Genomic DNA, 25,908 nt, shown 5'->3' with positions numbered 1-25,908 from the left:
AGGTCAGTTTTCCACCATATCCGACAGGGCCGCGCGCAAGGCGCGCCGTCCCCTTGCGAGCAGACTCTCCAAGGCGTCGACGCTGACGCCCATCAGGGCGGCGGCCTCGATATTGGAAAGTTCCTGATAGTGACAGAGGCTCACCGCCTCCCGTTGCCGATCCGGCAAGCCGCGCATGGCCGAGGCCACCCGCAGCCCAACATCCCTGGCCTGCAAGCCCCGGTCGGGGGCTGGCCCCTCGTCGACCAGTTCGGGCGGCGTTTCCGTCGCCACCTCGCGTCGGCGGCGCAGGCGATCGTAGCAAAGGTTCAGCGCCACGCGGTGCAGCCAGGTGTCGAATTTCGCCACGCCGGGTCGCCAGTCGCGCGCCTGTTTCCAGGCCCGCACGAAGGTCTCCTGGGCCACGTCCTCGGCCTCGGCCGGGTCGCCAAGCATCCGCCCGGCCAGCGCCAGCACGCGCGGCAGCTTGCGCGCCACCAGCGCGCGCACAGCGGCAGGGTCGCCCTCGCCCACCCGCGCCAGCAGCGCTTCGTCGGGATCGCCCAGATCCAAGCCTCACCTCACCGTGGCCGGGCTCAAGCTTGCTATGAGTTTCAACCGGCGTCACGGCCGCGGTTCTGGCGCATGGCTTGGATCTCGTCCTTGCTCATTGAGCCATCCTTGTTGGTGTCACCCAATTCGAAGCGACGCTTGGCGCCGGCGTCGATCTCAGCGCGGGTGATGACCCCGTCCTTGTTGGCGTCCAGCCGGGTCCAGATGCGATCGACCATCGCCGCGCCGTTCGGCGCGCGATCGGCCAGGGACTTGGCCTCGGCCCTCGTGACCTTGCCATCCTTGTCAGCGTCGAGCCGCAGAATGCCGTTTGCCTGCACCTGCTGAAACTCAGACAGCGTCACCTTTCCATCCCTATCCAGGTCGGGATTTGGCGCCCACATCTGCGCTTGCGCGGCGCCGGCGCCGGCGCCGAGGGTCAGGGCGGCGGCCAACAGGACGTGCTTCATGGAATTCCTCTGGGCGGCCGAACGCCGGTCATAGGTTCAACGGATGGCTCGCCGCTTTCCGTCGCTCAGGACCGAACAATGGTCTCGTAGGCTTGGCGCGCGCCAGTTCGAGCGGTGTCGAGCTTGGCCTTCAATGCGCGGAAGTCCTTGGCCTCGCCCGCCCTAGCCAACAGGGCGCGGAACGCCTTCGGCTCATCGGAGGGGTCGGCGTTGTCGGCCAAGGCCACCTTCAACAACTGGGTGAGGTTCTGCTGCAGGGTCCAGGCCTTGCGCAGAGCCGCCAACGACGGGGCAGGCGCCAGCCCCGCGGCGCCGGCCGCGACCAGAGCCTCGGCGGTGTTCTGGCTCAGCGGTCCGCCTTCAGCCGCGTGAGCCAGTTGCAGGAACTGGGCGGCGAACTCGATATCGACCAGGCCGCCGGGCGACAGCTTCAGGTCCCACTCGCCCTTGGGCGGCCGCTCCTGCTCCAGAAGCTCACGCATCTCGCGCACGTCCTTGGCGGTGCGGGCGCGTTCGCGCGGATGACGCAGAGCGGCCTCAATCGCCGCCGTTGCGTCCTGGGCGAAACCCTCGGACGTGGCCCAGACGACCCGCGCCCTGGTAAGGGCCATCAGCTCCCAGGTCTCTGCCTCACGGTCATAGTACTCCTCGAAGGCCGGGAAGCTCACCGCAACCGGTCCCTTGGTGCCGGATGGCCGAAGCTGCATGTCGACTTCGTAGAGTTCGCCCTCGCCCGTCGGGATCGACAGGGCCGCGATCAGCCTCTGGGTGAACCGGCCATAGAAGGTCTCGGCGCTCCACTCCTTGACGGTCGACACCGCCCCCGGACCAGCTGCCCGGTAAAGGGTCATGAGGTCCAGGTCCGAGCCGGCGCTCATCTCGCGCGAGCCGCACTTGCCCAGCGCGATCACCGCGACGTCGCCCGAGAACGCCCCGCCCAATCGCTCAACCTCGGCCAGCGCCGCCGGCGCGAGGGTCTCGATGCAGATGTCGGCCAGGTCGGCGAAGGCGCGGCCAGCCGTCTCGGCGCTGGCGGCCCCGCTCATCACCTGCACGCCGACCCGAAACGCCTGCTCGCGATGCACGCGGCGAACGGCGTCCATCACGCCCTCGAACCCGTCGGCGCGACTGACCGCCACGGCCATCGCATTGCGATCTTCTTCCGAATCCAGATCGGCGAAGAAGGCTCCGTCCAGCAAGGCGTCCAACGCCGCAGGCCGGCGAGCCAGGGTGTTGGCCAGGCGCGGCGCGAAGGCCATCACCTGCACCATCAGCTCGAACAGCTTGGGCTGAGCCAGGAACAGCGACTGAAGCTGCACCCCTGAAGAGAGCTTGGAGAAGAAATCCTCGAAACGAGTGAAGGCGGTATCGGCGGCGCCCGACGCCTGGGCTGCGTCGAGGAGGCGCGGCGCCAGGCGGGTGAACAGCTCGCGCCCACGCTCGGTGCGGGTGGCCTGGATATGGCCGTGGTGCCAGTTGCGGATGGTCTGGGATATCCGCGCCGGATTGGAAAACCCCATGCGGCTCAAGGTCGAGAGCGTCTCGGGATCGTCTTCGACGCCGGTGAAGATCAGGCTGCCGAACTTGGACGACAGCTGTTCCTCATCAGGGAACAGCTCCCCATAGCGACGATTGACCGTCTTCAAGGTCCGTTCGATAGCGGCGTCGAAACTGCGCACGCGATCATAGCCGGAGAGCGCGGCCACCCGCTTACGCTCGCCATCGGATTCCGAAAGCCGGTGGGTCTGCTCGTCGGCCAGCATCTGGATGCGGTGCTCGGCCGAACGAAGCTGCTTGTAGGCCTCGGTGAGTTCGTCAGCGGCCTGGCTCGATACATGCCCCGCCGCCTCCAGCGCGCGTAGCGCGTCCAGGGTCCGCGGCGATCGCAGTTCCGGATGCCTGCCGCCCAGGATCAACTGCTGGGTCTGGACGTAGAACTCGATCTCGCGAATGCCGCCACGACCGAGCTTGAGGTCCACGCCCTTGGCGGTCAGGCGATCGTCGACCTTGTGGACGTGGATCTGGCGCTTGATCGAATGGATGTCGGCGATAGCGGCGAAGTCGAGATTTTTGCGCCAGATGAACGGCGCTAGCTCGTCCAAGAACGCCCGCCCCCGTCCGACGTCGCCGGCCGCCGCGCGCGCCTTGATGAACGCCGCCCGCTCCCAATTCTGGCCGACGCTCTCGTAGTAGTCGAAGGCCGCCGCCGCGGGGATCGCCGGCGGGGTTGAGGACGGGTCGGGACGCAGGCGCAGATCGACGCGGAAGACGTAGCCGTCGCCGGTCTTGTCCTGCATCAACTCGGCCAGCCTTTGGGTCAGCCGAACAGCAAACCCTTGCGTCTCGACGCCCTCGGCCAGGGGCAGCGCTTCGGGCTCGTAGAAGACCGAGATGTCGATATCGCTGGACTAGTTCAGTTCGTAGGCGCCGTGCTTGCCCATGGCGCTGCAGAACCAGCCGGGCACCGGTCCCTCCTCGCCGGTTCCGATCCGCGTCAATCGCCCGGCGTCCAGTTCCGCCTGGGCCGCGACGCTGAGCGCGGCGTAGAGCGCGGCGTCGGCGAACCGGGTCAGCGAACCGGTGACGGCGTCCAGATCCCAGACCCCGCCAAGATCGGCCAGGGCGATCAACAGGTGCGCCTCGGCCTTGAGTTTGCGCAGGCCCGACTTGGCGGCTTCCCAATCGGCGGAGGCCAAGGCTGTTGTTCGGATCAACAGATCCGCGAACCGCGCGTCCGGTTCGCTGATCAGCAGATCTCGCAGCCGAGCGGGATCGCGCCGCGCCAGGCTGGTCAGGTAGGGCGAGGCGCCGAACACCGGCGCCAAGGCTGGCCACCCGGCGTCGAGGACGTCCAGCCAACCGTCGCGGGTGGCGACCTCGACCAGGACATTACGCGCCCGGTCAGCGGCCTTGGGATCGGCCACGGGGCCGCACGGTTTCAGGACGTCGAGAAGCTGAGTCATCGCCGAACACTGTAGCGGCCCGACGATGGATATTTCACTATCCCTAGGCCGCTCGGGGCAAGATCAGGGCGACGCGCAGGCCCGGGCCGATCTCGCCGACCTTGCCGGGGCCTTCCGACAGCTCCAGCCGCCCGCCATGCGCCTCGGCGACGGCGGCCACCAGCGATAGGCCAAGACCCGAGCCGGGCTCGCTGCGACTGTTCTCCAGGCGCACGAAACGTTCGACCACGCGGGCGCGATCCTCATCGGGGACGCCTGGGCCGGTGTCGGTGATTGAGTACTCGACCTCGCCGGACGAACGGCGGCGCACGCGGAACATGATCGCCCCGCCGGCGGGCGTGTACTTCACGGCGTTGTCCAGCAGGTTGGCCAGCGCCTGGGCCAGGAATTCGCGGTTGCCACGGACCTGAAGGTCCTTGGTCAGTTCGGCGTCGAACTCGAGCCCCTTGTCCTCGCAGGTCGGTTCGTAGAGCTCGGCGAGGTCGGCGGCGAGATCGGCCGGATCGAACACCACCTGGTCGGGCGCCTGACCAGCGGCCTGCAGACGGGCGATCGAAAGCACGGCGCCGAACGTCTTCAGCACGCCATCGGTGTCTTCCAGCGCCTGGGCCAGGGCTTCCTCGGCGTTGCCCTTGCCGGCCTCTACGTCGAGATAGGCGGTCTCCAGCCGGGCGCGCAGGCGCGTCAGGGGCGAGCGCAGGTCATGGGCGATGGCGTCGCCGGCATGACGATGGCCGGCCATCGAACGCTCCAACCGGTCCAGCATCTCATTGATGCCTTCGGAGAGTTCGTCGAACTCATCGCGCGTGCCGCGCACCTGGGCCCGGGCGCCGAAATCACCGTTGCGCACAGCGGTGACGACGTCGTTCAAGGCGCCCATGCTGCGCGAGACGTTGCGGCTGACCAGCAGGCCGCCGGCCAAGCCCAGCACGATTACCAGGGCGCCGGCGCCCCAGAGGGCGCGGACGATCTTGACCACATAGGCTTGGTCTTCGCTGACATCGGCGCCGACGAACAGTATCTCGCCCCCGCTCAGCCGCTCTTGGAAGCCGCGGGCCGGATGCTTCACCAGCCGGCCCTGGGCGTCATAGTCGGTGACCGAGAAGCTGGCCCGCGATGGGGCGCCGTTGGTGTCTTCCAGGGGCGACTCGGCGATCGATCCGGATATGCGCGTGCCGTCTGGCTTCATCAGCAGGTAGAGGAACGGCCGTTCGCTGGAGGCCCGCTCGATCAGCGACTGGTTGACCGCATCGACCCCGGCCCGGTCATAGGCGGCCACCAACGAGCGCATTTCGCGCGTGATGTTCTGGTCGGTGCGACGCGTCGCCTCGCCGGCGGTCGCCAGATAGATGTAGGCCAGAAAGGCGCTGGCCGCCGCGGCGAACAACGCCAGGAACAGCAGGGTCAGTCTGAACGGAGTGGTTCGGAAAAGCCTGGGCAGGCGCATGGCGTGCGCCGGGCTTTACGGCTCTAGACGATAGCCCGCGCCGCGCACCGTCTGCAGCATCGGCTTATCGAAACCCTTGTCGATCTTGGAGCGCAGACGCGAGATATGGACGTCGATGACGTTGGTCTGGGGATCGAAGTGATACTCCCACACCTTCTCGAGCAGCATGGTGCGGGTCACCGACTGTCCGGCGTGGCGCATCATGAATTCCAGTAGTTGGAACTCGCGCGGCTGCAGGTCGATTTCCTTGCCCTGGCGATGCACGGCGCGGCCGATCAGGTCCATTTCCAGCTCGCCGACCCGCAGCATGGTCTGCACCGAGCCGGTTTCCCGGCGACGGGACAGGGCCTCGACCCGGGCGATCAGCTCGGCGAAGGCGTAGGGCTTGACCAGATAGTCGTCGCCGCCGGCCTTGAGGCCATCGACACGGTCGGTGATCTCGCCGAGCGCCGACAGGAACAGCACCGGCGTCTGGTCGCCTTCGCGGCGGATGGTCTGGATCATGGTGATCCCGTCCATCCGCGGCATCATGCGGTCGACGATCATGACGTCGAACTCGCCACCACGCGCGGCGGCTAGACCATCTTCACCGTCGGCGGCGCGGACGCACTCATGACCTGCCTCGGTGAGGCCGCGGTCCATGACTTCCGCAGCCTCAAGATCATCCTCGACAATCAGAATGCGCATCGCGACTCGCCCCCAGGGTTGCGTCAGACTAGCCGGAAATCTTCAGCGGCAGGAAGGACGTGCGACCGGCGCGATGGACGCCGACCAGGATGCTGGGACGTCCAGCCTTCTTGGCCGCCGTCACCGCCGCCGAGAACTCGGCCGCGGTCGCCACCGGTTCGCCGCTGGCTTGGACGATGACGTCGTCCTTGCGCAGACCGCGTTGGGCGGCGTCCGACGACTGGTCGACGCTGGTGATCATCACCCCGCGAATGGCCGCGTCGAGGTTCAGCCGGCGGCGCGAAGCCTCGTCGAGAGGCGCAAGCGCCAGGCCCAGCACGACCGGACGTTGGGCTTGAGCGCCAGGACCCTCGGCCCCGCCGCCCTTGCCGCCGCCCTGAGTGTTGTCGTTGGCGGCCAACTCACGTTCAGTCGGACGGACGCCCGAGCGCACCTCCACGACCTTGCGCTTGCCGGCGCGGATCAGGTCGAGCCGCAGCACGTCGCCGGCGGTGGCCTTGGCGACTTCGCGGGTCAGTTCAGACGACGTCTTCACCTTCACGCCGTTCACCGAGGTGACGATGTCGCCCGACTGCAGGCCGGCGCGGTCCGAAGGGCCGCCCGGCGTCACGTTCGCGACAATCGCGCCGCGCTGCTCGCCCAGGCCTTGAGCCTCGGCCATCTCGGCGGTGAAGTTCTGGATGGAGGCGCCGATATAGCCGCGCGTGATCTTGCCGCCCGAGATGAGCTGCTTGGTGATCGAGTCGGCGATGTCGGCCGGAATGGCGAAGCCGATGCCCACCGAACCGCCCGAAGGCGAGAAGATCGCGGTGTTGACCCCGATCACCCGGCCATAGACGTCGAAGGTCGGGCCGCCGGAGTTGCCCCGGTTGATGGGCGCATCGATCTGGATGAAGTCGACGAAGGTCTCGCCGATGTCACGGCCATAGGCCGAAATGATCCCGGCGGTGGCGGTGCCGCCCAGGCCGAACGGGTTGCCGACGGTGATGACCCAGTCGCCGACGCGCGGCTTGGCCGCGTTCTCGAAGTTCACGAACGGGAAGCCCGTGCCCTTGACCTTGATGACCGCCAGGTCGGTGCCTTCGTCGCGGCCGACGACCACGGCGTCCAGTTCGCGCTCGTCCTTGAGCACGACCTTGATCTCCTTGGCGTTCTCCACGACGTGGTTGTTGGTCACGATGTAACCGTCGCCCGAGATGAAGAAGCCCGAACCTGAGGATTGCTGGCTCGGCAGGCGCGGCTGGCCGCCACGGCCCTGGGCCGGCGGCTGGCCCTCTTCGCCCTCTTCACCACCCGGCTGACCGGGAACGGCGAACGGGAAGCCCTCGAAGCCGGGGATGCGGCGCAGAGCCGAGGCGTCGACGTCGGACGTCACGTTGATCGAAACGACCGCGGGCGAAACCTTCTCGAAGATATCGGCGAAGGACAGCGGGGCGCCGGGCGGCGGCGCGAAGATCGGCGCCGTCGAGGTCTTCATCAGCAGTCCCCGCTGGACCGTGGAATCGGCCAATCGGTTGTCGGCCATGTTGGCGCCAGCGAGAGCCGCAGTGGCGACGCCGACACCCGCCAGGGCGCCGAGGAGATAACCGGTCTTCTTCGAGGTCATTAGCCTTCAATTTCCCTGTGGGCGCCCGTCGTCACATAACACGGGCACGTCCCCGACAACCTAGGTTCGATGCCTGAGAGCGCAATGTCTCTCAAGTTACGTTTAGGTCACGCTCGGCTCTTCATAGCGTTCATTCTTGGGCGCAATCTTGTCACGCGTATCAATCGTCTGACAGGCCATCCAGGCGTTTGGCCTCGTCAGCGGTCAGTTCCTCGTCCACCGGGCGATTCCGGAAACTGCGGAATAGCAGCCAGAGCCCGAGAACCACCACCACAAACGGCGCCCCCCAGAGGACGGCGTTGCCCCATGAGAAGGCAGGCTTCAGCAGGACGAACTCGCCATACCGATCAGTCAGATGCGCCCGGACCTGATCGTCGGTCTTGCCCGCCTTGATCTCATCGCGAACCAGACGGCGGAGATCGCCAGCCAGCTCAGCATTCGAATCATCAATGGATTCGTTCTGGCAGACCATGCAGCGGACTTCGCGGAACAGCTCCCGCGCGCGAGCCTCCTGGGCGGGATCGGGCAACCGGTCGGCGGGATCGGACGCCGCAGCAATGCAGAGCACTGCGCCCAGTATGGCCAGGATACGCTTCACGCCGCAGCCTCCGCCTTGCGCCCCGCAGCCAGGCGCAGCCGTCGGTCGCTGAGCGAGATCACACCGCCCAGGGCCATGATCCCGGGGCCGATGAAGATCAGCAGCGCCCAGGGGTTCCAATAGGCCCGCACCAGCCAAACCGGCGCGCCCTCGGCCGGGCGACGCTCACCGAGCACAACATAGAGATGGCTGATGCCCAGCGTGCAGATCGCCACTTCTGACGTCGTCTGGCCGCCGGTCGGATACAGCCGCCGCTCCGGAGCCGGCGCGCAGATCTGCTTGTCGCCCTTGAAGGCGCGCAGCTGCCCCCGCTCGGCGTCGTAGTTCGGCCCCTCGATGCCGCGCACGTCGTCCAGCACCAGATGATAGGCGCCAAGGTTCAAGCGCCCCCCAACCGGCAGAGCCTCGGCGGCTTCCTGCTTCCAGCCGGTCTCGAAACAGGCGCCGAGCACAAAGACACCGAGCCCCAGGTGGGCGAGGGTCATGCCCCAGGCGCCGCGCGGCAGGCCGACCAGCCGCCGCCAGCTCTCGCCGATGGAGGTTCGGAACACGCGCGTCCGTTCGGCGATCTCGACCAGCGAACCGATCACCAGCCAAGCCCCCATGGCGACTCCGACCGAGGAGAAAGCCTTGCGCGGGCTGATGAACGCAAAGGCCGCCAGGCCGCAGGCGACCGCGATGACCGCCGCAACCCACAGGCGCTGCATGACGCCGCGAAGATCGCCGCGCTTCCAGGCCAGCAACGGTCCAGCCGGCAGCAGGATCGCCAGGGCGGCCATCAGCGGGGTGAAGGTCAGGTTGAAGAAGGGAGGTCCAACGGAGATCGCCTCGCCGGTCGCAGCCTCGCGCATCAGCGGATAGAGGGTGCCGAGCAGCACCGTTGCGGTGGCGGCGGCCAAAAAGATGTTGTTCAGGACCAGCGCGCTCTCACGGCTGATCGGCGCGAACACGCCGCCCTGCTTCAGCAACGGCGCGCGCCAGGCGAACAGCGCGAAGGCCGAGCCGGCCGTGACGCCCAGGATCGCCAGCAGCAGGACGCCCCGGGTGGGATCGACCGCAAAGGCGTGCACCGAGGTCAGCACCCCCGAGCGCACCAGGAAGGCGCCGAGCATGGAGAAGGTGAAAGCGGCGAGCGCCAGGAACACAGTCCAACCCGATAGCGCGCCGCGCTTTTCGGTGACGATGGCCGAGTGCAGCAAAGCCGTGGCGATCAGCCAAGGCATGAAGCTGGCGTTCTCGACCGGGTCCCAGAACCACCAGCCGCCCCAGCCAAGTTCGTAATAGGCCCAGAACGCGCCCAGCGTGATCCCGACGGTGAGCGCGCTCCAGGCGCCAAGCGTCCAGGGACGAACCCAGCGCGCCCAGGCCGCATCGACCCGGCCCTCGATCAGGGCGGCGACGGCGAAGGAGACCACCACCGACATGCCAACATAGCCGAGGTAGAGCATAGGCGGGTGGAAGGCGAGCGCCGGGTCCTGCAACAGCGGGTTCAGCGAGCGGCCTTCGACCGGTGGCTGCGCCAGCCGCACGAAGGGGTTTGAAGCAAAGACCGTGTAGGCCAGGAAGAGAATGCCCAGCACCCCCTGGACGCTGATCGTCAGCGTCTTGAGCCCGGCCGGCAGGTTGCGCCCGACCCCGGCCACGGCCGCGCCGCACCCGGTCAGGGCGAGACACCACAGCAGCATCGAGCCTTCATGGCTGCCCCAGGTTCCGGCCACCCGATAAAGCAGCGGCTTGGCGGTGTGGGAGTTTGCAGCAACGTTCGAGACTGAGAAGTCCGACGTCACGAAGGCGTACATCAGCGCGGCGAAGGCGATAAGCAGGCAAGCGAAGGCGCCGAGCGCCGCCCCCTGCCCGGCGCCGGCCAGGACCACCGAACGGCGCACGCGCGCGACCCCGGCCAGGACGGCCTGGGCGAGAGACAGCGCCAAGGCCAGCGCCAGTGAAAACGACCCGATTTCGACGATCATTGTTGGGCGGCGCCGCTCTGATAGGTGGGCGGCGGCGCGCCTTCGCCGCGCCACTCGCCTTGTTCCTTCAGCGCCTTGGTGATCTCGCGCGGCATGTAGCGCTCGTCGTGCTTGGCCAGGACCTGCTTGGCCTCGAAGTCGCCATCGGCGCGGAAGGCGCCGGTGGCCACGATGCCTTGCCCCTCGCGGAACAGGTCAGGCAGATCGCCCGAGAAATGGATGCGCGTGGTGGCCAGTTGGTCAGCCACGGTGAACTCGACCCGGCCGTCAGAGTGCTTGACCACGCTGCCGTCCTCGACGAGCCCGCCAAGTTGGATCGACCGTCCGATCGGCGGCTTGGCCTCGGCCGCCTGGGCCGGGGTGTAGAAATAGGAGATCGAGTCCGACAGGCCCCACAGGGTGAGGCCCACCGCCAGCCCCAGCACCGGGGCGATAGCCGCCAGCAAGGTCAGGCGTCGGCGCGCCTTCGGGGACTTGGGCAGCCAACTCATCGCATCGGTTCCGTCTTCGCCGCCAGATCAAGATCCTTCAGGACGTCAGGATTGGCGGCATATTTCGCCCGCGCCTTGGCGAGGGTCGCGTCTCGATTGGCCTGATCGCCGAGCACGGCGTACGAGCGCACCAAACGAACCCAGCCCTCCGGGTCCTCGGGATTGTCCTCAAGCCGCGCAGCCAGACTGGCCACCATGCCCTGAACCGCGCCCAACTGGCCGCCAAGCGCGGGGCCGGCGGCGAGCGCGGGTTGGCCCTCGGCCTGGGCGATGGCCGCTTGAACGGCGGCCCGGCGCGGATCGTCGGCCGGCAGGTCGGCGACCAGCGCACGCCATGCCGCCAGGCCCGCCTGCTGGTCGCCATCGGCAATCAGCCCCCGAGCCAGATGGAAACGAGCATTGACCGACGTCGGATCGCGCTTCAGCGCCTCCTGGAAGGCGCGTTCGGCCTGGGGCGTAACCTCGCCTTCGGCCTCGATCATCAGCACCTCTCCCAGGCCCTCCCAGAGATCGGCGCGCTTCGGGTCGAGCTCGATCGCTCGGCGCAGCGCGCGCGCCGCGCCGGCCGGATTCTCTGACGCCATCTCGGCTTGGGCCAGATAGCCGTAGGCCTCGACGTCGCCGCCGCGCTCCTTGATCAGGGTTTGCAGCACCACCGCCATCTCCTGCGGCGCCAGCGAGGCGGGGTCGGCATCGCGCCAGATCGCGACGCGGTTCTTGAAAGGCTGGTCCGGCAGGCCCGGCGATCCAACGGCGAAATAAGCGCAAAGCGCCAGCAGCGGGGTCAGCGCCGCGACGACCAGGATCGGCTTGCGGACGGCGGTGTCCGCGGACCATGCCTGTCCCTGCCCCTCGGCGGCGCTGAGCAGACGGCGCGCAGCCTCGGCATGGGTGGTGGTGCGCTCGGCTTCTGGGATGAGTCCGCGATCGGCCAAGTCATCGATTTCTCGAAGCTGACGGCGGTAAAGCGCGGTCGTCGGGTCCGCGGCCCCGGCGCGCGACGCGGCCCGGGCGGAACTTGACAGGATTACACCGGCGCAGGCGGCCGACAGCACGCCCGCGACCACCCAGAATGCGATCATGGCGCGCGTTTAGCCGAAACGAAGAAGCAGTTCTACAGCGCCAATCGGCGCATCGATCTAAATCAGGGTTCTTCCGGAAGAGACCGTTCCGATTTGACAATGCTCAATGCGGTCGCGGTGCGCCGACGTACGATTTCGCCCGCGCGCGCGTCATGGATCGGCTCGGCGAATTCCGCGGCGACCTGCAGGTAGCGCGCGGCCAATTCGCGGTCGGCGACGTCGTGGTCGCGCACCATGGCCAGCACGTCCTCGACATACTGGTCTAGAATTTCTCCCGCCTTCTCCAGCACCTTGAAGCGCGTCGAGGAGAAGCCGCCATAGTTGGCGCTGGCTCGGATTCCGGCTGCGAAAGCCAGCAGGCTTCGGCAGCGGTCGACATGCTTGGCGTCCGGCTCGATCATTAGTTGGGGTTCTGAAACAAAACTGCGGGCCACCCGCACCCGGTGGCTGGGCAGAGCCGCGCTCTGGAGCTTGGCCAACTCCCTCAGCCGCCCCTCGACCACCCCCGCCAACGCCTGCTTCTGCTTATGGATTCGCCCGCCCCAACCGCCGTCGCGGCGCAGGTCGATGGCGTTCTCCAGCTCGGTGATTTGCAGGGTCAGGGTCTCGACGATGACCGCGGCGGCCGCCCCCGACGCGCGCCCTCCACCTAGGTCGAAACCGGCGACCGCCCTCAGATTGACGTCGATCTGATCCATCAGCCGAGTCGCGAAGACCGAGAGTTCTGAGCCGGCCAGATAGTCCTCAGTCGGGCGGTCCATCACCGCGGACACGACGCGCAGGATGGTCCAGGTCTCGTTCAATTGCGCGCCGAGCATCTCGAAGAAACTTGGGCCGGCGTCGGCGCCAAACCGGCATGCATCGCGATAGGCAAGGCGAACGGTGGCCGCCCCTTCCGGCGTGGTGCGCCTGATCCATTCCGGCAGCCGTAGCGTGGCGCGGCGCACGGCGGGAGAAATGGCCAAGCAGGAGATCAAGACCTCCACGCCGCCTGGCCGGGCTTGTTCAATCAGCGCGATAGCGGCCGCGTAGTCCGGCAGTTCGCCCACCTGAAGGCCCTCCGCCAACCGCGCGATCAGGTCGTCAAATGGTTCGCTCGAGCTTTCGCCAGGCCGGTAGTCCAGCAGGAAGTGTGCGGCGCTGGCGACTTCGTTCGGCGCCTCGGTCTTGAGCCCCCGCCACAGCAGGGTCAGCGCCCGGGCCGGAAAGATCAGCGCGTCTGGCGCAGCCCCATCGCCCACGAACAAGGGCGCGACCGGCTCGAGGACCCGGTTGCGCAGATTGCGATCATCGACCTCGGCGTCCACCACTCTTCGTACGCCGGCCAAGGCGGTGTCGCCATCGACCAGGGCCAGGGCATTGCGTAAACCATCGACCACCTTGTCAGGCGCGTCCCGAACCAGCGTTCGGACAATGTCGATCTTGGCGTCGGGCAAGCCGGCCATACGGGGGAACGCTCCAGGCGCGGACACACTCCCACGCGAACACGACCTTGCGGATGTGAGGTTAAGGTTTTCCAAAAAGACCTGAGAAATCAGGCCTCAGCGCGTGGGAGGTCCAGCTCGACCAGAAGCCCGCCCAGCCGCGCCTCACCCAGGCGGAGCGAACCGCCATAGGCCCGCGCCAGCTCATCGACGATCGAGAGCCCAAGGCCCGATCCCGGGGCATTTTCGTCCAACCGGGCGCCGCGCTGGACGACCTCCTCGCGCTCGGCCTCGGTAAGCCCGGGGCCGTCGTCCTCGATGCTGAGCTTCAGCCGCTCGGCGCTGGTCGGTATGGCGCGCACACGGACACGGCCGGAGCACCACTTGCCCGCGTTCTCCATGGCGTTGCCGGCCAGTTCCAGGAGGTCCTGACGCTCGCCCAGGAAATAGAGATCATCCTCCGCGTCCCAGTCGATCTCCACGCCCTTGTCCTGGAAAATCCGCTCCAGGGTCCGCGAGAGTTCGTCCAGTACGTCGGCCACCGAAGTCCGCTCACCGGAACCTTGGGTTCGCGCGGCCGCGCGGGCGCGGCGCAGATGGTGATCGACCTGACGGCGCATGGCCTCGGCCTGGGTTTCGACGATGTCGGCCAATGCGCCGCCCGTCTGCCGCGCCTCGGTCAGCATGACCGAAAGCGGCGTCTTCAATGCGTGCGCCAGGTTACCGACATGAGTGCGCTGTCGTTCGACCACTTCCTGGTTGTGCGCCATCAGGGCGTTCAGTTCGTCGGCCAGCGGCGAGAGTTCGGTTGGATAGGCCTGCTGCACGCGCTCGGCCTTGCCCCGGCGAACCGCGGCCACTTCCCGCCGCAGGGCGAAGAGCGGGTTCAGGCCGACCCGAACCTGGATGACCACGGCGGCGATCATGCCCACCCCGAGCAGCAGGAAGGCGACGGCTGTGGCGGTGATGAAGCCCCGCACGTCGCGGTCCACCGGACTGCGGTCCTCGGCGGCCATGAAGATCACTGGGGCGGCGCGGTTGGGCAGCTTGGCTTGGGTGGCCATGGCGCGCAGCGGCTCGTCGAGCGGGCCGCGCGTATCGTAGGACACCGGCCGCCCCGGCGCGGCGTCCAAGCGTGTGACGATGTCAGCGGGCGCCTTCAGTTCGCTGTCCCACAGCGAACGAGACCGGACCAGGACCTGCAACTTGCCGTCCTTGCCCGGCTCGGCGATCTGCCAGTACTTGCCGGAAAAGGCCCGAAGCGCGCGCAGATCGGTGAGCGCCGGCGCCACCACCTCGCCCTTGTCGGCGATGGTGGTGCCGGCGGTCAGGTTGTCGATGAGTTCGGAAAGGCCCTGATCGAACCGCCGGATCGCCGCCTGTTGGAACAGCATGGCCAGGACGATCGCCGAGACCAGCAGAACAGCCAGGCTCCAGCCGGCGGCCAGGATCACCAGCCGCCGAACGAGCGAGGGCTGGCGCAGGGCCTCCATGCTCACGGCTTGGCCGCCTCGCTTCCCAGTTCGTCAGCCGGAGCTGTGAGGCGGTAGCCAAGACCCCGGACGGTTTCGATCCGGTCGGCGCCAATCTTCTTGCGCACGCGGCCGATGAACACCTCGATGGTGTTGGAGTCGCGGTCGAAGTCCTGATCGTAGAGATGCTCAACCAACTCGGTGCGGCTGATCACCCGACCCTGGTGCATCATCAGATAGTGCAGCAGACGATATTCCAGCGAGGTCAGGCGTAGAGGCTCGCCGTTGACGCTGGCGCGAGCCGCGCGCGGATCCAGGCGCAGGCCGCCGATCGACAGGCTGGGCGCGGCATGGCCGGCCGAGCGCCGCAGCAGGGCGCGCAAGCGAGCCAGCAACTCCTCGGTATGGAATGGCTTGGTGAGGTAGTCGTCGGCGCCGGCGTCAAAACCGGCGACCTTCTCGCTCCACGCGCCGCGGGCGGTGAGGATCAACACCGGCACGGCCATGTTCTCACGGCGCCAGCGCTCCAGCACCGACACACCGTCCACCTTTGGCAGGCCAAGATCCAGGATCACCGCGTCATAGGGTTCGGTCTCGCCCAGGAATTGGGCCTCTTCGCCGTCGGGCGCATGGTCGACCGCATAGCCCGCGTCGCCGAGCGCCGACTTAAGTTGGCGCGACAGGTCCGGGTCGTCCTCAACAAGTAGAATACGCATGGAGCTCCTTTAGCCGCCCTGGCGAGAGATGATCGCCCCGCTCTGGGCGTCGACGACGAAAATGATCACCCTGCCGTCATTGGTCTGCCACTGGACGAAGTAGGCGGGACGGCCGCCGGCATCGCCCTGGGTGGTGTTGAGCTGCCTACCGGGCGTGCGGGCCGAAATCGTGGCGATCACTTGCGAAAGCGGAACCTGGCGCCCGCCGCGCACGGCCGCACGCGCCGCGTCCTGGTCGCCCCGGCCGCCGCCGTACGACGGCCGGCCGTAATCCGGCCCGTGCTGCGCATAACTCGCCGCCGGAGCGGCGGCGATCAGCGCTGCGATGAGGAGAAGGCGTTTCATGATCTGAAGGATTACAACCACGTCACTGAACCGAGCCTGAATGGCAGGTTTATGAATGGCGTGCGTCGGTCTGTCACGCAGACCGAACGCCGATCACTTCTTCTTAGGCGTGTAGGGCCGCTCTTTTCGCCAACGCTCGGCGAAGGCCTCCAGTTCGGCGTCCGGCTTTTCGGGCAGCATAAGTACGATCCGCGCGAGCAGATCGCCCCGCTTGCCGCGTGAGTCGGACAGTCCCCGGCCCTTCAGGCGCAAGGATTGACCGCTGTTGGCGCCCTTGGGCACGGTCAGCGTCACCGCGCCATCGGGCGTGCGCGCCTCGACCTTGCCGCCGAGCACTGCATCGGGAATCGTGACCGGCAGGTCCATGACCAGCTGCTCGCCCTCGCGACGGAAAATCGCGTGCGGGCGAACGACGAGTTCGATGAAGGCGTCGCCCGGTCCGGAACGGCCCGGCGAACCCTGCCCCTTCAGGCGCAAGGTCTGGCCTTCTTCCGCGCCCTTCGGAATAGTGACGTCGATCGTGCGTCCATCAGAGAACGCGATGCGCTTCTTGGCGCCGTGAATGGTGTCTTCCAGGTCGATTTCGAGCTTGGCGCGAACATCGGCGCCCTTTTGGGAGAAGCTGCCGAACCCTCCGCCGCCGCCACCACCGCGACGCCCCAGGATTTCGCTGAACAGGTCGCCCAGATCGGCGCCTTCCATGCTCTCGGCATTGCGCGACTGGTTCCAGCCGCCCTGCTGGCCCCAGGAACCGCCGCCTGCGCCGCCGCCATAGCCGCGCATGGTTTCACGCCCGTCGGCGTCGATCTCGCCAGCGTCGAACTTCTTGCGCTTCTCAGCATCGCCAATGATGTCGAATGCGGCGCTGACCTGCTTGAAACGATCTTCAGCAGCCTTGTTGCCCGGATTGGTGTCAGGGTGATGCTGCTTGGCGAGCTTACGGAACGCCTTGCGGATCTCATCGTGGCTCGCTCCACGAGATACGCCGAGTTCCTGATAGGGATCGCGCGCCAAGGAACAGACCTCTCAAACAATTAGAACCGGGGCCTCTCAATTAGGCCGTTTGGCGAGGCGCGCAAGCCTCAATGTGACATTTTTACCACATCGGTTGAGATGGGGCTAGTCGTCACCACGCTCCTCTAGCAGATCCCAGGCCGCATATTGGATCGCGTCATCTGGATCGGCGAGGGATTCTTCGCTGACCGTCTCGCCTCGGATCGAGACGCCGGCGCGATGCACGCTTTCCGGATCGCCGGAGATCAACGGGTGCCAATCAGCCAGGCCGCGGCCCTCGTTGACCCGTCGATAGGCGCAGCTCAGCGGCATCCACTGGAGCGTATCGACATTCTGCGGCGTCAGCTTGATGCAGTCGGGAACGTGGCGCTTGCGCTGAGCGTAGTTCGAACAGGCGCAGCTCTCGGAATCGAACAGGCGGCAATGCACCCGGGTGGGGATGATCTCGCCGGTGTCCTCATCCTCGAAACGGATGAGGCAGCACAGCCCGCAACCATCGCAGAGGCTCTCCCACTCGCGCGGCGTCATCTCCTCGAGAGACTTCGTTTCCCAGAAAGGCCTCGAAGCCATGCTACAGGCGTCCTACACAAACCAATACAAGCCGACCCCGACTATCCGTGACCGACAACGACAACGATCCTGACCGCGCCAGAAAGGCGCCGACTGGCGGCCTCCGGCCCGGCCTGAAGAAGGCTGCGCCCAAGCCGGACGAGCCGTTCCGCGCCGACCTGCCCCCTGAGCGCCGGAAAGGCAAGCGTGGCGGCAATGGGGAAGAGCCGCGCCGGCGGCTCGATCTGCGCTGGTTGTGGATCAGCCTGGCCGTCATCTTCGCGCTGGGCGTCGGGGCCGCGCTCTATGCCGCCAACTATGTGAACGAGCACTATCTGCAGGACCTGCCCGAGGTGCCGAGCCGCCAGGCGCTCTACGCCACCAGCCGTGCGCCGGCGATCAAGTTCTACGACATGAACGGCGAGTTTCTCGCCTCGCGCGGACCGCAGTACGGCGAGGACATCAGCCTGGCCCGGCTGCCCGATTACGTGCCAAAGGCCTTCCTGGCCGCGGAGGATCGCCGTTTCTACAAGCATGGAGCCGTCGATCTCTGGGCCATCGCCCGCGCCGCGCGCGCCAATCATCAGGCCGGCCGGGTGGTCGAGGGGGGCTCGACCATCTCCCAACAGCTCGCCAAGGGCCTGTTCCTGACGCCGGACCAGAACATCCGGCGCAAGATCCAAGAGGCCGCGATGGCCTATAAGCTGGAACAGGTGATGACCAAGGACGAGGTGCTAGAGCTCTATCTCGACCGCATCTATTTCGGGGCCAACACCTTCGGCCTGGACGGCGCGGCCCGCACCTATTTCGGCAAGCCGGCCAGTCAGCTCAGCCTGCCCGAGGCGGCCCTGCTCGCGGCCCTCCCCAAGGCGCCCTCGCGAATGGCGCTTCACCGCAACATGGAAGGGGCGCTGAAGCGCCAGCGCCTGGTGCTGGAGCGTATGCTGGGCGAGGGCTGGATCACCCAGCAGGAGATGAACGAAGCCATCGCAAGCCCGCCGAAACTCGCAGGGACGGCGCTCTCCAACGACGGCGACAACGGCTACGCGCTCGACTACGCCACCGGCGAAGTCCTGAAGATGGTGGGGCCCAACTCACCGGACCTGGTCGTCCGGTTGACCATCGACACCAAACTGCAAGCCAGCGGCGCCCAGGCGTTGCGCCGCATCGTCCAAGGCCAAGGCAAGGCCAGCGGCGCCAGCCAGGGCGCGATGATCGCCATCGACGCTCAAGGCGCCATCCGCACCATGGTCGGCGGGGTCGATTACGGCGAAAGCGTCTTCAATCGCGCCGTACAGGCCAAGCGCCAGCCGGGCTCCAGCTTCAAGCCGTTTGTCTATGCCGCAGCCCTCGAAAAAGGAGTGCTGCCCACCGACGTGCGTGTCGACGAGCCGGTGAAGATCGATAAATGGGAACCCAAAAACTACGGCGGCCGATACCGTGGCGCGGTGACGCTCGAGACAGCCCTGGCGCAGTCCATCAACACCGTCGCCGTAAAGCTGGGCCAGGAGGTTGGTCCTGCGGCGATCTCCAACCTGGCTTCGCGGTTCGGGATCACCACCCTGCCGCCCAATCCGAACCTGTCGGTGGCGCTGGGCGCCTATGAGGTTCCGCTGATCGAGATGACCTCGGCCTACCAGGTCTTCCAACAGGCCGGGAACCGCATCACGCCCTTTATCGTCAGTGAGATCGCCACCATCAATGGCCACGTGATCTTCTCTCATCAGACCGCCTCGCCTGTCCCCGCCTACGACATCCACTTCGCCAGCATGATGGTGAACATGATGCAGAAGGTCGTCGTGAACGGCACCGGCGCGCGCGCCAATTTCGGCCGCCCGGCGGCGGGCAAGACCGGGACCAGCCAGAACTGGCGCGACGCCTGGTTCATCGGCTTCACCCCCGATTATGTGGCCGGCGTCTGGGTCGGCAACGACAACGACAAGCCGATGAACAAGGTCACGGGCGGCGAGGTCGCCGCCACGATCTGGCGCGACTTCATGGTCACGGCGCATGCCAAACTGCCAGCGCGGGAGTTCGAATGGCTGCTGCCCGATCCCGAGGCCACCTACGAAGCAGACCCGCGAAACTACTTCTTCGAGGGCCTGGCCGATGATTTCTCCAACGCCGCCTCGGCGCTGCAACCCCCGCCAGTGGCGCCGCAGATGATCGAGCCCCCCCCGCCGCCACCGGAGCCGGGTCACGCGACCATGGAGCCCATCCCCAACTGAGGAGTCGCTTGAAGCGGCGGGTCCGGCTATGTCCCTGCCGACATGAAGCCCCCCATTCTCGCACTTAAGAATGTCCGTCTCGCCGACGGGCCGAAGATGTTGTTCGACGGCGTCGACCTGGCGGTGGAGCCGCGTTCGCGCGCCTGCCTGGTCGGTCGCAACGGCGCGGGCAAGTCCACCCTGCTGAAGATCCTCGCTGGCCAGATCCAGGCCGATGACGGCGAGCGCAGCATCCAGCCGGCCACCCGCATCACCTACGTCCCGCAGGAGCCGGAGATCACCGGCGAGACGCTGCTGGACTACGTCACCCTGGGCGGCGCAGAGCCGCATCGCGGGGAAGCCGCGCTCGACATGTTCGGCATGGATCCGTCCAAGCCGGCCACGGGCCTGTCGGGCGGCGAAATCCGCCGCGCGGCCCTGGCTCGCGCCTTCGCTGAAGAGCCGGACGTCCTGCTGCTGGACGAACCGACCAACCACCTCGACATCCTGGCCATCGAAACCCTGGAGACCGAGCTCGCCTCGATGCGCTCGGCCCTGGTCATCGTCAGCCACGACCGCGCCTTCCTGGGCCGCGTCACCAACCGCTCGTTCTGGCTTGAACACCGCAAGGTCCGCCGCCTGGACAAGGGCTTTGTGGAATTCGACGCTTGGGTCGAACGGGTCCTGGCGGCCGAGGCCGAGGAAGGCCGCAAGCTCGATAAGCTGCTCGAGAAGGAAGAATACTGGCTGCAGCGCGGCGTCACTGGTCGGCGAGCCCGTAACGAAGGTCGCCGCCGTGCGCTGATGGATCTGCGCAAGACCAAGGTCGAACGCCTGCGCGAAGTCCGCGGCGATCTTTCCATGGGCATCGCCTCCTCCGGCATGTCGGGCCAGCGGGTCGCCGAGGTGAAGGGCATCTCCAAGTCCTTCGGCGAGCGCACGCTGGTGAAGGACTTCTCCACCCGCATCCTACGCGGCGACCGCGTCGCCATCGTTGGACCGAACGGCGCCGGCAAGACCACGATGGTCAAGCTGTTGCTGGGCGAACTCGCCCCCGACGAGGGCAGCGTGAACCTCGGAGCAAACCTGGAGATCGCCTATATCGATCAGGCCCGCGCCGACCTGAAGCCGGAGATGATGCTGCGGGACGTGCTCACCCCGCTAGGCGGCGACCAGGTGATGGTGCGCGGCCAGCCCAAGCACGTGGCGGCCTACGCCAAGGAATTCCTGTTTACCGACCAACAGCTCCGCCAGCCCGTTCGCAGCCTATCGGGCGGTGAGCGCAACCGCCTGCTGCTGGCTCGCGCCCTGGCCACGCCCGCCAATCTGCTGGTGCTGGACGAACCGACCAACGACCTGGACATGGATACCCTCGACCTGCTCGAGGATCTGTTGGCAGACTACGAGGGCACGCTCATCCTGGTCAGTCACGATCGCGACTTCATCGACCGGCTGGCCACCTCGACCATCGCCTTGGACGGCCGGGGCAAGGTCGTGGAGACCCCCGGCGGCTGGCAGGACTTCCTGTCACAGAACCCCGGCTTCTTCCGCGCCATCGCCGCGCCGAGCGCTCCGGCGCCGAAGTCTGCTCCGGCGAAAACTGAAGCGGCCAAGCCGACCAAGCTCTCCTACAAGGACCAGCGCCGATTGCAGGAGCTGGAGGCCGCCATCGCCGCCCTGCCCGGCAAGATCACCAAGCTGGAAGCCGACCTCGCCGATCCCGGGCTCTATGCGCGGGACTTCGCCGCGTTCGAACGGATCAACAAATCCCTTGAGGCCGCGCGGCGCGAACTGTCTTCGGCTGAAGACGAGTGGCTAGGACTGGAAGAGCGGCGCGAGGCGTTGGAAGCCAGCCGCTAGCGGATGAAGCAGGCGCCCCCGAGCGCGCCGCAGAACGCCTGCGCCTCTGCTCGGTTCTGGAAGCCGTTGATCAGCGCGCGGTGATAGACTTTGCCGTCGACTGTGACGCTGCGCACCGAGCTCGACAGCGGCGCCTTCACCCTTCCCTTGACCCGGGCCAAGGCTTCGCGGGCCTGTGCTTCGGTCGGCGAAGCGGCGATCTGCACGCTAATCTTGCCCGGCGCGGACGGCCTTGACGCCGCGGGCTTCGGCGCCGCAGCTTTAGGCGCTGTCGTTGTCGGAGCCTTTCTCGGTGGAGGTGGCGGAGGCGGCGCCACCATGGGCCGCAGACGGACCTCGGCATGCTCCCGCGAAGGCGGTGGGGCCACGGCCCCCTGAGGTTCGTCGCTGCGCGCCATACGAGCGTCAACCGATGTCGGGACGGGCCGATCAGCGTTCAGCATCGCCGTACGCGTACGGGCAGGCGGCGAGATTGAGGTTGGGGGCGCGACTGGCGCCACGACCGGGGCCGGCGTCTCCTTGGGCGCAGGAGCGTTGCGGACCTTGGCCGGCGCGACGGCCGGCGTTTCGGCCACGGCCGTACGTGGAACCGAGGCGCAGACGCTGCGCATCACATCGGAGAGATAGGCGTCCGGCGAGGGCTGCACCCACCCCCCGGGCACCTGCCGATTGACCACCTCGCCCTGGGCGTTGGGCTCACTGTAGACCGCCATCTTGACGACGAGGTCACGGCGGCGCACGCAGTCGACGTTCACCGTCGAGCGCATCGAGCGATAGCCCATCACTTGGGCCGCATTGCTGGAAACGACCTCGCCCTGCAGGACGACGCCCTCGATCACGCCGCCGCCGGCGCTCGGCGTCCCGCGACTGCGGATCGCCACCACCATGTCGGGCTTCACCGAGACGATCGAGGCCTTAGGCAATCCACTGGCGGCGATCGCCCGGCGCTGGTTCGCGCTCAAAGAGGCGTCATTCGGCTCGGCCGCCGCCGCCCCTGCGAAGGCCGCGCCCGCGAGGACTAAGAACGTCGCCGCCAACCGAACTCGCACGCCAAGGCCTCTCTTAACCAAACTCTGCAGCCAAGCCGTCGCATAGATCGGTTCACCATAACAAGGTTAGAGCAAACCGGTCGGGAACAGGCTGAGCGGGCCGCAATCCTGTGGATAGGTCGTCGCCTGCTTTTTGCTCTGATCGCGTGCAACCCTGCCGCCAGCGCGGCATGCGACATACTGTCGTCAAGGTCGGCGCTTTAAACCTTTGGTTTCTAAGGCGGGCGCAGGGTTTTCTCCTAAGAAACGGGAACCCCCGATGCCGCCCCGGACCACTTGGTCTCACAACCTGATGCTCAGCGGCGGTCTGGCCTTGGCCTACGTCGTCAGCATGCTGTTCAGCCTGACCCTCACGCGGGCGGGCGAGGGCGTGGCCGTCATTTGGTTCGCCAGTGGACTCCTCGCGGCCGCTTTTCTGCTGTTGCCCTGGCGCTGGAGCCTGGCCTTGGCGAGCCTCTGCTTCGTGCTGAATTTCGCCTGTAATCTCGTCATCGGGAACCCGCCCCTGGCCGCGTTCCTGTTCCCGGTCCTCACATTCTCCGAAGCATTTGGCGCAGCTTGGCTGGCGCGGCGGGCCTGTGGCGCAACCATGCGCCTGACCAGCTTCAATCGCGTCGCCCGGCTGATCCTGCTAGCCGTCGCGCCGGCGACCGCCGTCACCGCAATCATCGCCGCCGATCTCTTCACGCTGTACGGCCGCAGCTTCAATGTCGTCCTGACCAGCTGGTTCTACGGTCACGCTCTTGGCATGGCGATCATGCTTCCCGCCGTCCTGCTGGTGTGCCGGCCGGACATGATCCGGGACTTCCGCCGCACGGTCGGCGAGCAGCTCGGCCTCTATGCCCTGATCATCGTCGTCAGCGCCGCGACATTCCTGCAGGTGCGCTTCCCGATCGCGCTGCTGATCTTTCCCGCCCTGGCCCTACTCTGCTTCCGCCTGGGACCGAGAGGCGCCGCGGTGGCCGCCCTGATCATGGCCGTTGCTCTATCCAGCATGGTTGTGGTCCTGCCCTCGCCTCCGAATCTCGCGGGGTGGTCGTTGACCGAGAAGACCCGCAGCCTGCAGTTCCTGATCGCCGTCGCCTTCCTCACGAGCCTGGCCACCGCCATGGCCATCGCCGACCAGAAGCGGATGAAACGCCTTTGGGCCGGCCGAACGCGAGTGGCTCGCGCCGCCCAGATCCGCGCGGTTTCCGCCGGCGTGGCCAAGACCCAGTTCCTGGCCACGATGAGCCACGAGATCCGCACGCCGATGAGCTCCATCGTCGGGTTCACCGAGGTGCTGCTGAAACGCGAGGACCTGCCCGAGCCGGCCAGACGGCAACTCTCGCTCATCGACCGTGCCGGAGCTTCGCTGATGGCGGTGGTCAACGACATCCTGGACTTCTCCAAGGTCGAGGCCGGAGAAGTCGAACTGCGGCCGAACCGGGTGACGCCCCGCGCCATCGCCCAGGACGCCCTGGCCATCGTCGCCGACGCCGCCCGCCGCAAGGACCTCGACCTCCAGCTCAGCTTCATCGGCCCCGTCGAAACGGCGGTGATGATCGACGACCTGCGGATGCGCCAGATCCTGCTGAACCTGCTGTCCAACGCGATCAAGTTCACTGAGCGCGGGCGCGTCGGGCTGGAAGTCCAGGTCCTCGAACAAGCCGACGCATCGAACCTGCTGCGGTTCAAGGTTATCGACACGGGTGTCGGCGTGCCCTCCGATCAGGTCGAGCGGCTGTTCAAACGCTTCAGCCAAGGCGATTCCTCGGTGAGCAGGAGCCACGGCGGGACTGGCCTGGGGCTGGCCATCTGCAAAGGGCTGATAGAGCTGATGGGCGGCAAGATCGGCGTCGATAGCAAGCCGGGCGCCGGTTCGACCTTCTGGCTCGAGGTCGCCGCGCCGCGCGCCGAGATGGGCATGCCCGCCCCGCTCGCCCCGAAGGGCGACAAGGCGCTGAGCGCCCGCATCCTGCTGGTCGACGACCACCCGATGAACCGTGAGCTGGGCGCCACGGTGCTGGGTTTGCTCGGGTGCGAGGTGATCCTGGCCGAGAATGGCGAGGAAGGCGTCGCCGCCGCCAAGCTGAGCGCCTGCGACCTGATCCTGATGGACGTGCATATGCCTCGCATGGACGGGCTGGAAGCGACCCGGGCCATCCGCGCCCTGGGCGGAGCGAACGCCACCTTGCCAATCATCGCCATGAGCGCCGACGTCATGCCGCAGATGGAGGCTGCCTGCCTGAAGGCGGGCATGAACGCGGCCGTTGGCAAGCCCATCCAGATCCAGGCTCTCCACGACGTGCTGGTCAAATGGCTCTCGCCGGACCGAAAAGCCGAGGCGGCCTAAACTTCGGCGCCTACGACCTTGGAACGAAGCGCGCCAGCGCATAGGCTCGCGCCCGTTCAGTCTGGGGGAAATCCATGAAGGTCCTGCGTCTCGCCGCCGTCGCGCTTGCGGCCTTGGTCTGCGCCTGTTCGCCCGGCGAAAAGCAGACTGCGGCGCCCGTCGAAGGAACGCCCACCAAGATCCGGTTCGCGACCGACTGGCGCGCGCAGGCGGAACAGGGCGGCTTCTACCAGGCCGTAGCGACCGGCGAGTACGCCAAGCGCGGCCTGGATGTGCAGATCGTCCAGGGGGGCCCGGGCGTGAACGTGCCGCAACTGCTGGCGTCTGGCGCGGTCGAGGCGGGCATGGGCTCCAACAGCTTCATCGTCATGAACCTGGCCAAGGAAAACATCCCAGTGAAGGCCGTGTCGGCCATGATGCAGAAGGACCCCCAGGTCCTGATCGCCCACCCGGAGCAGGGCCTGGAGAAGATCGCAGACCTGAAGGGCCGCCCCATCCTGCTCTCCGACGCCTCGGTCAGCGCCTTCTGGGTGTGGCTGAAGTCGAAGTACGGTTTCACCGACGATCAGGTGCGGAAATACACCTTCAACGCCGCGCCCTTCCTCTCTGACAAGCGCGTGGTCCAGCAGGGCTATGTCACCTCCGAGCCCTATACGATCGAGAAGCAGGCTGGCCTGAAGGCCAAGGTCTTCCTGCTCGCCGATGAAGGTTACCCCGGCTACGCGACGATGATCCTCGTCCCCGATAGCATGATCGCCTCGAACCCGGCGGCGGTTAAGGCCTTCGTCGAGGGCTCTGCGGCCGGCTGGAAAAGCTACCTCGAAGGTGACGCGGCTCCTGGCGACGCCTTGATCAAGAAGGACAATCCGGAAATGACCCAGGATGTCCTCGACCAGGCTCGTGAAAAGCTTCGCTCCTACGGCATCGTCGACTCCGGCGACGCCAAGACCGGCGGCATCGGCGTGATGACCGACGCCCGTTGGGCCGAGTTCTTCAAGGTCGCCTCCGAGCAAGGCGTCTATCCGCCGACCATGGACTACAAGCGCGCCTACACCCTGCAGTTCGTCGCACCCGCGGCGGCGAAGTAGAGGG

The 25,908-nt window shown here is 67.0% G+C and carries 20 protein-coding genes and 1 pseudogene; 4 read left to right on the top strand and 17 right to left on the bottom strand.

Features of this window, described 5'->3' with window-relative positions:
* Nucleotides 1–3: 3 nt before the first annotated feature.
* The 16 genes and pseudogenes from Q8M13_RS09090 to Q8M13_RS09015 all read right to left on the bottom strand — a co-directional run bounded on the left by Q8M13_RS09090 (nucleotide 4) and on the right by Q8M13_RS09015 (nucleotide 17,386).
* Nucleotides 4–552 carry an RNA polymerase sigma factor gene (locus Q8M13_RS09090; protein ID WP_305299525.1) on the bottom strand — a complete coding sequence of 183 codons (549 nt, stop codon included), beginning with the start codon at nucleotides 550–552 and terminating at the stop codon, nucleotides 4–6.
* Between the two features lie 41 nt (nucleotides 553–593).
* Nucleotides 594–1,001, bottom strand: coding sequence for an EF-hand domain-containing protein (locus tag Q8M13_RS09085; protein WP_305299524.1), 408 nt, complete (start codon nucleotides 999–1,001; stop codon nucleotides 594–596).
* Nucleotides 1,002–1,066: 65 nt separating this feature from the next.
* Nucleotides 1,067–3,964, bottom strand: a pseudogene (locus Q8M13_RS09080) (bifunctional [glutamine synthetase] adenylyltransferase/[glutamine synthetase]-adenylyl-L-tyrosine phosphorylase).
* A gap of 43 nt (nucleotides 3,965–4,007) precedes the next feature.
* Nucleotides 4,008–5,411, bottom strand: coding sequence for a HAMP domain-containing sensor histidine kinase (locus tag Q8M13_RS09075; RefSeq protein WP_305299522.1), 1,404 nt, complete (start codon nucleotides 5,409–5,411; stop codon nucleotides 4,008–4,010).
* A 15-nt stretch (nucleotides 5,412–5,426) separates the two neighbouring features.
* A complete protein-coding gene (locus Q8M13_RS09070; protein ID WP_305299521.1) occupies nucleotides 5,427–6,098 on the bottom strand; it encodes a response regulator transcription factor in 672 nt (223 codons plus the stop codon).
* Between the two features lie 28 nt (nucleotides 6,099–6,126).
* Complete coding sequence (locus Q8M13_RS09065) at nucleotides 6,127–7,704, bottom strand: Do family serine endopeptidase (protein WP_305299519.1); 1,578 nt, start codon at nucleotides 7,702–7,704, stop codon at nucleotides 6,127–6,129.
* Nucleotides 7,705–7,864: 160 nt separating this feature from the next.
* Nucleotides 7,865–8,302, bottom strand: coding sequence for a cytochrome c-type biogenesis protein (locus Q8M13_RS09060; RefSeq protein ID WP_305299518.1), 438 nt, complete (start codon nucleotides 8,300–8,302; stop codon nucleotides 7,865–7,867).
* On the bottom strand, nucleotides 8,299–10,272 hold the full coding sequence (locus Q8M13_RS09055; protein WP_305299517.1) for a heme lyase CcmF/NrfE family subunit: 1,974 nt from the start codon (nucleotides 10,270–10,272) through the stop codon (nucleotides 8,299–8,301). Before Q8M13_RS09055 ends, Q8M13_RS09060 begins: the two co-directional genes overlap by 4 nt.
* A complete protein-coding gene (gene ccmE, locus Q8M13_RS09050; RefSeq protein ID WP_305299515.1) occupies nucleotides 10,269–10,763 on the bottom strand; it encodes a cytochrome c maturation protein CcmE in 495 nt (164 codons plus the stop codon). The genes Q8M13_RS09055 and ccmE overlap by 4 nt, the downstream gene beginning before the upstream one ends.
* Complete coding sequence (gene ccmI / locus Q8M13_RS09045; RefSeq protein WP_305299513.1) at nucleotides 10,760–11,845, bottom strand: c-type cytochrome biogenesis protein CcmI; 1,086 nt, start codon at nucleotides 11,843–11,845, stop codon at nucleotides 10,760–10,762. Before ccmI ends, ccmE begins: the two co-directional genes overlap by 4 nt.
* Nucleotides 11,846–11,907: 62 nt before the next feature.
* Complete coding sequence (locus Q8M13_RS09040) at nucleotides 11,908–13,290, bottom strand: hypothetical protein (protein WP_305299511.1); 1,383 nt, start codon at nucleotides 13,288–13,290, stop codon at nucleotides 11,908–11,910.
* Nucleotides 13,291–13,379: 89 nt separating this feature from the next.
* Nucleotides 13,380–14,762 carry a sensor histidine kinase gene (locus Q8M13_RS09035; protein WP_305299582.1) on the bottom strand — a complete coding sequence of 461 codons (1,383 nt, stop codon included), beginning with the start codon at nucleotides 14,760–14,762 and terminating at the stop codon, nucleotides 13,380–13,382.
* Nucleotides 14,763–14,764: 2 nt separating this feature from the next.
* Nucleotides 14,765–15,457, bottom strand: coding sequence for a response regulator transcription factor (locus Q8M13_RS09030; RefSeq protein ID WP_305299510.1), 693 nt, complete (start codon nucleotides 15,455–15,457; stop codon nucleotides 14,765–14,767).
* 9 nt (nucleotides 15,458–15,466) lie between these two features.
* Complete coding sequence (locus Q8M13_RS09025; protein WP_305299508.1) at nucleotides 15,467–15,802, bottom strand: PepSY domain-containing protein; 336 nt, start codon at nucleotides 15,800–15,802, stop codon at nucleotides 15,467–15,469.
* A gap of 93 nt (nucleotides 15,803–15,895) precedes the next feature.
* Entirely contained in the window at nucleotides 15,896–16,816 is a 921-nt protein-coding gene (locus Q8M13_RS09020) for a J domain-containing protein (RefSeq protein ID WP_305299506.1), read from the bottom strand.
* A 105-nt stretch (nucleotides 16,817–16,921) separates the two neighbouring features.
* Nucleotides 16,922–17,386: a YcgN family cysteine cluster protein gene (locus Q8M13_RS09015; RefSeq protein WP_305299504.1), complete on the bottom strand. Its 465-nt coding sequence runs from the start codon at nucleotides 17,384–17,386 to the stop codon at nucleotides 16,922–16,924.
* Nucleotides 17,387–17,433: 47 nt separating this feature from the next.
* Between Q8M13_RS09015 and Q8M13_RS09010 the strand changes: the two genes are divergently transcribed.
* Entirely contained in the window at nucleotides 17,434–19,593 is a 2,160-nt protein-coding gene (locus Q8M13_RS09010) for a transglycosylase domain-containing protein (RefSeq protein ID WP_305299502.1), read from the top strand.
* 42 nt (nucleotides 19,594–19,635) lie between these two features.
* Entirely contained in the window at nucleotides 19,636–21,432 is a 1,797-nt protein-coding gene (locus Q8M13_RS09005) for an ABC-F family ATP-binding cassette domain-containing protein (protein WP_305299500.1), read from the top strand.
* Here the strand turns inward: Q8M13_RS09005 and Q8M13_RS09000 are convergent.
* The gene (locus Q8M13_RS09000; RefSeq protein WP_305299498.1) at nucleotides 21,429–22,481 is read right to left on the bottom strand and encodes an SPOR domain-containing protein; all 1,053 of its coding nucleotides are present in this window, start codon (nucleotides 22,479–22,481) and stop codon (nucleotides 21,429–21,431) included. The two genes, Q8M13_RS09005 and Q8M13_RS09000, sit on opposite strands and share 4 nt — an antisense overlap.
* Before the next feature lie 259 nt (nucleotides 22,482–22,740).
* Between Q8M13_RS09000 and Q8M13_RS08995 the strand changes: the two genes are divergently transcribed.
* The gene (locus Q8M13_RS08995) at nucleotides 22,741–24,816 is read left to right on the top strand and encodes an ATP-binding protein (RefSeq protein WP_305299496.1); all 2,076 of its coding nucleotides are present in this window, start codon (nucleotides 22,741–22,743) and stop codon (nucleotides 24,814–24,816) included.
* Between the two features lie 74 nt (nucleotides 24,817–24,890).
* The gene (locus Q8M13_RS08990; protein WP_305299495.1) at nucleotides 24,891–25,904 is read left to right on the top strand and encodes an ABC transporter substrate-binding protein; all 1,014 of its coding nucleotides are present in this window, start codon (nucleotides 24,891–24,893) and stop codon (nucleotides 25,902–25,904) included.
* The last annotated feature ends 4 nt before the right edge of the window (nucleotides 25,905–25,908 follow it).

Origin of the sequence: Phenylobacterium sp., from assembly GCF_030681155.1 — a bacterium.
Classification (GTDB): Bacteria; Pseudomonadota; Alphaproteobacteria; order Caulobacterales; family Caulobacteraceae; genus Phenylobacterium.
The sequence above is the reverse complement of the archived record's forward strand: the minus strand, read 5'-3'. Positions and strand labels throughout refer to the sequence as shown.

Bases quoted from the DNA above. Each gene is read 5' to 3' on its own strand.
- Q8M13_RS09085 (WP_305299524.1), bottom strand. From the start codon at position 1,001: ATGAAGCACGTCCTGTTGGCCGCCGCCCTGACCCTCGGCGCCGGCGCC.
- Q8M13_RS09075 (WP_305299522.1), bottom strand. From the start codon at position 5,411: ATGCGCCTGCCCAGGCTTTTCCGAACCACTCCGTTCAGACTGACCCTG.
- Q8M13_RS09070 (WP_305299521.1), bottom strand. From the start codon at position 6,098: ATGCGCATTCTGATTGTCGAGGATGATCTTGAGGCTGCGGAAGTCATG.
- Q8M13_RS09065 (WP_305299519.1), bottom strand. From the start codon at position 7,704: ATGACCTCGAAGAAGACCGGTTATCTCCTCGGCGCCCTGGCGGGTGTC.
- Q8M13_RS09055 (WP_305299517.1), bottom strand. From the start codon at position 10,272: ATGATCGTCGAAATCGGGTCGTTTTCACTGGCGCTGGCCTTGGCGCTG.
- ccmE (WP_305299515.1), bottom strand. From the start codon at position 10,763: ATGAGTTGGCTGCCCAAGTCCCCGAAGGCGCGCCGACGCCTGACCTTG.
- ccmI (WP_305299513.1), bottom strand. From the start codon at position 11,845: ATGATCGCATTCTGGGTGGTCGCGGGCGTGCTGTCGGCCGCCTGCGCC.
- Q8M13_RS09040 (WP_305299511.1), bottom strand. From the start codon at position 13,290: ATGGCCGGCTTGCCCGACGCCAAGATCGACATTGTCCGAACGCTGGTT.
- Q8M13_RS09035 (WP_305299582.1), bottom strand. From the start codon at position 14,762: ATGGAGGCCCTGCGCCAGCCCTCGCTCGTTCGGCGGCTGGTGATCCTG.
- Q8M13_RS09030 (WP_305299510.1), bottom strand. From the start codon at position 15,457: ATGCGTATTCTACTTGTTGAGGACGACCCGGACCTGTCGCGCCAACTT.
- Q8M13_RS09025 (WP_305299508.1), bottom strand. From the start codon at position 15,802: ATGAAACGCCTTCTCCTCATCGCAGCGCTGATCGCCGCCGCTCCGGCG.
- Q8M13_RS09015 (WP_305299504.1), bottom strand. From the start codon at position 17,386: ATGGCTTCGAGGCCTTTCTGGGAAACGAAGTCTCTCGAGGAGATGACG.
- Q8M13_RS09005 (WP_305299500.1), top strand. From the start codon at position 19,636: ATGAAGCCCCCCATTCTCGCACTTAAGAATGTCCGTCTCGCCGACGGG.
- Q8M13_RS08995 (WP_305299496.1), top strand. From the start codon at position 22,741: ATGCCGCCCCGGACCACTTGGTCTCACAACCTGATGCTCAGCGGCGGT.
- Q8M13_RS08990 (WP_305299495.1), top strand. From the start codon at position 24,891: ATGAAGGTCCTGCGTCTCGCCGCCGTCGCGCTTGCGGCCTTGGTCTGC.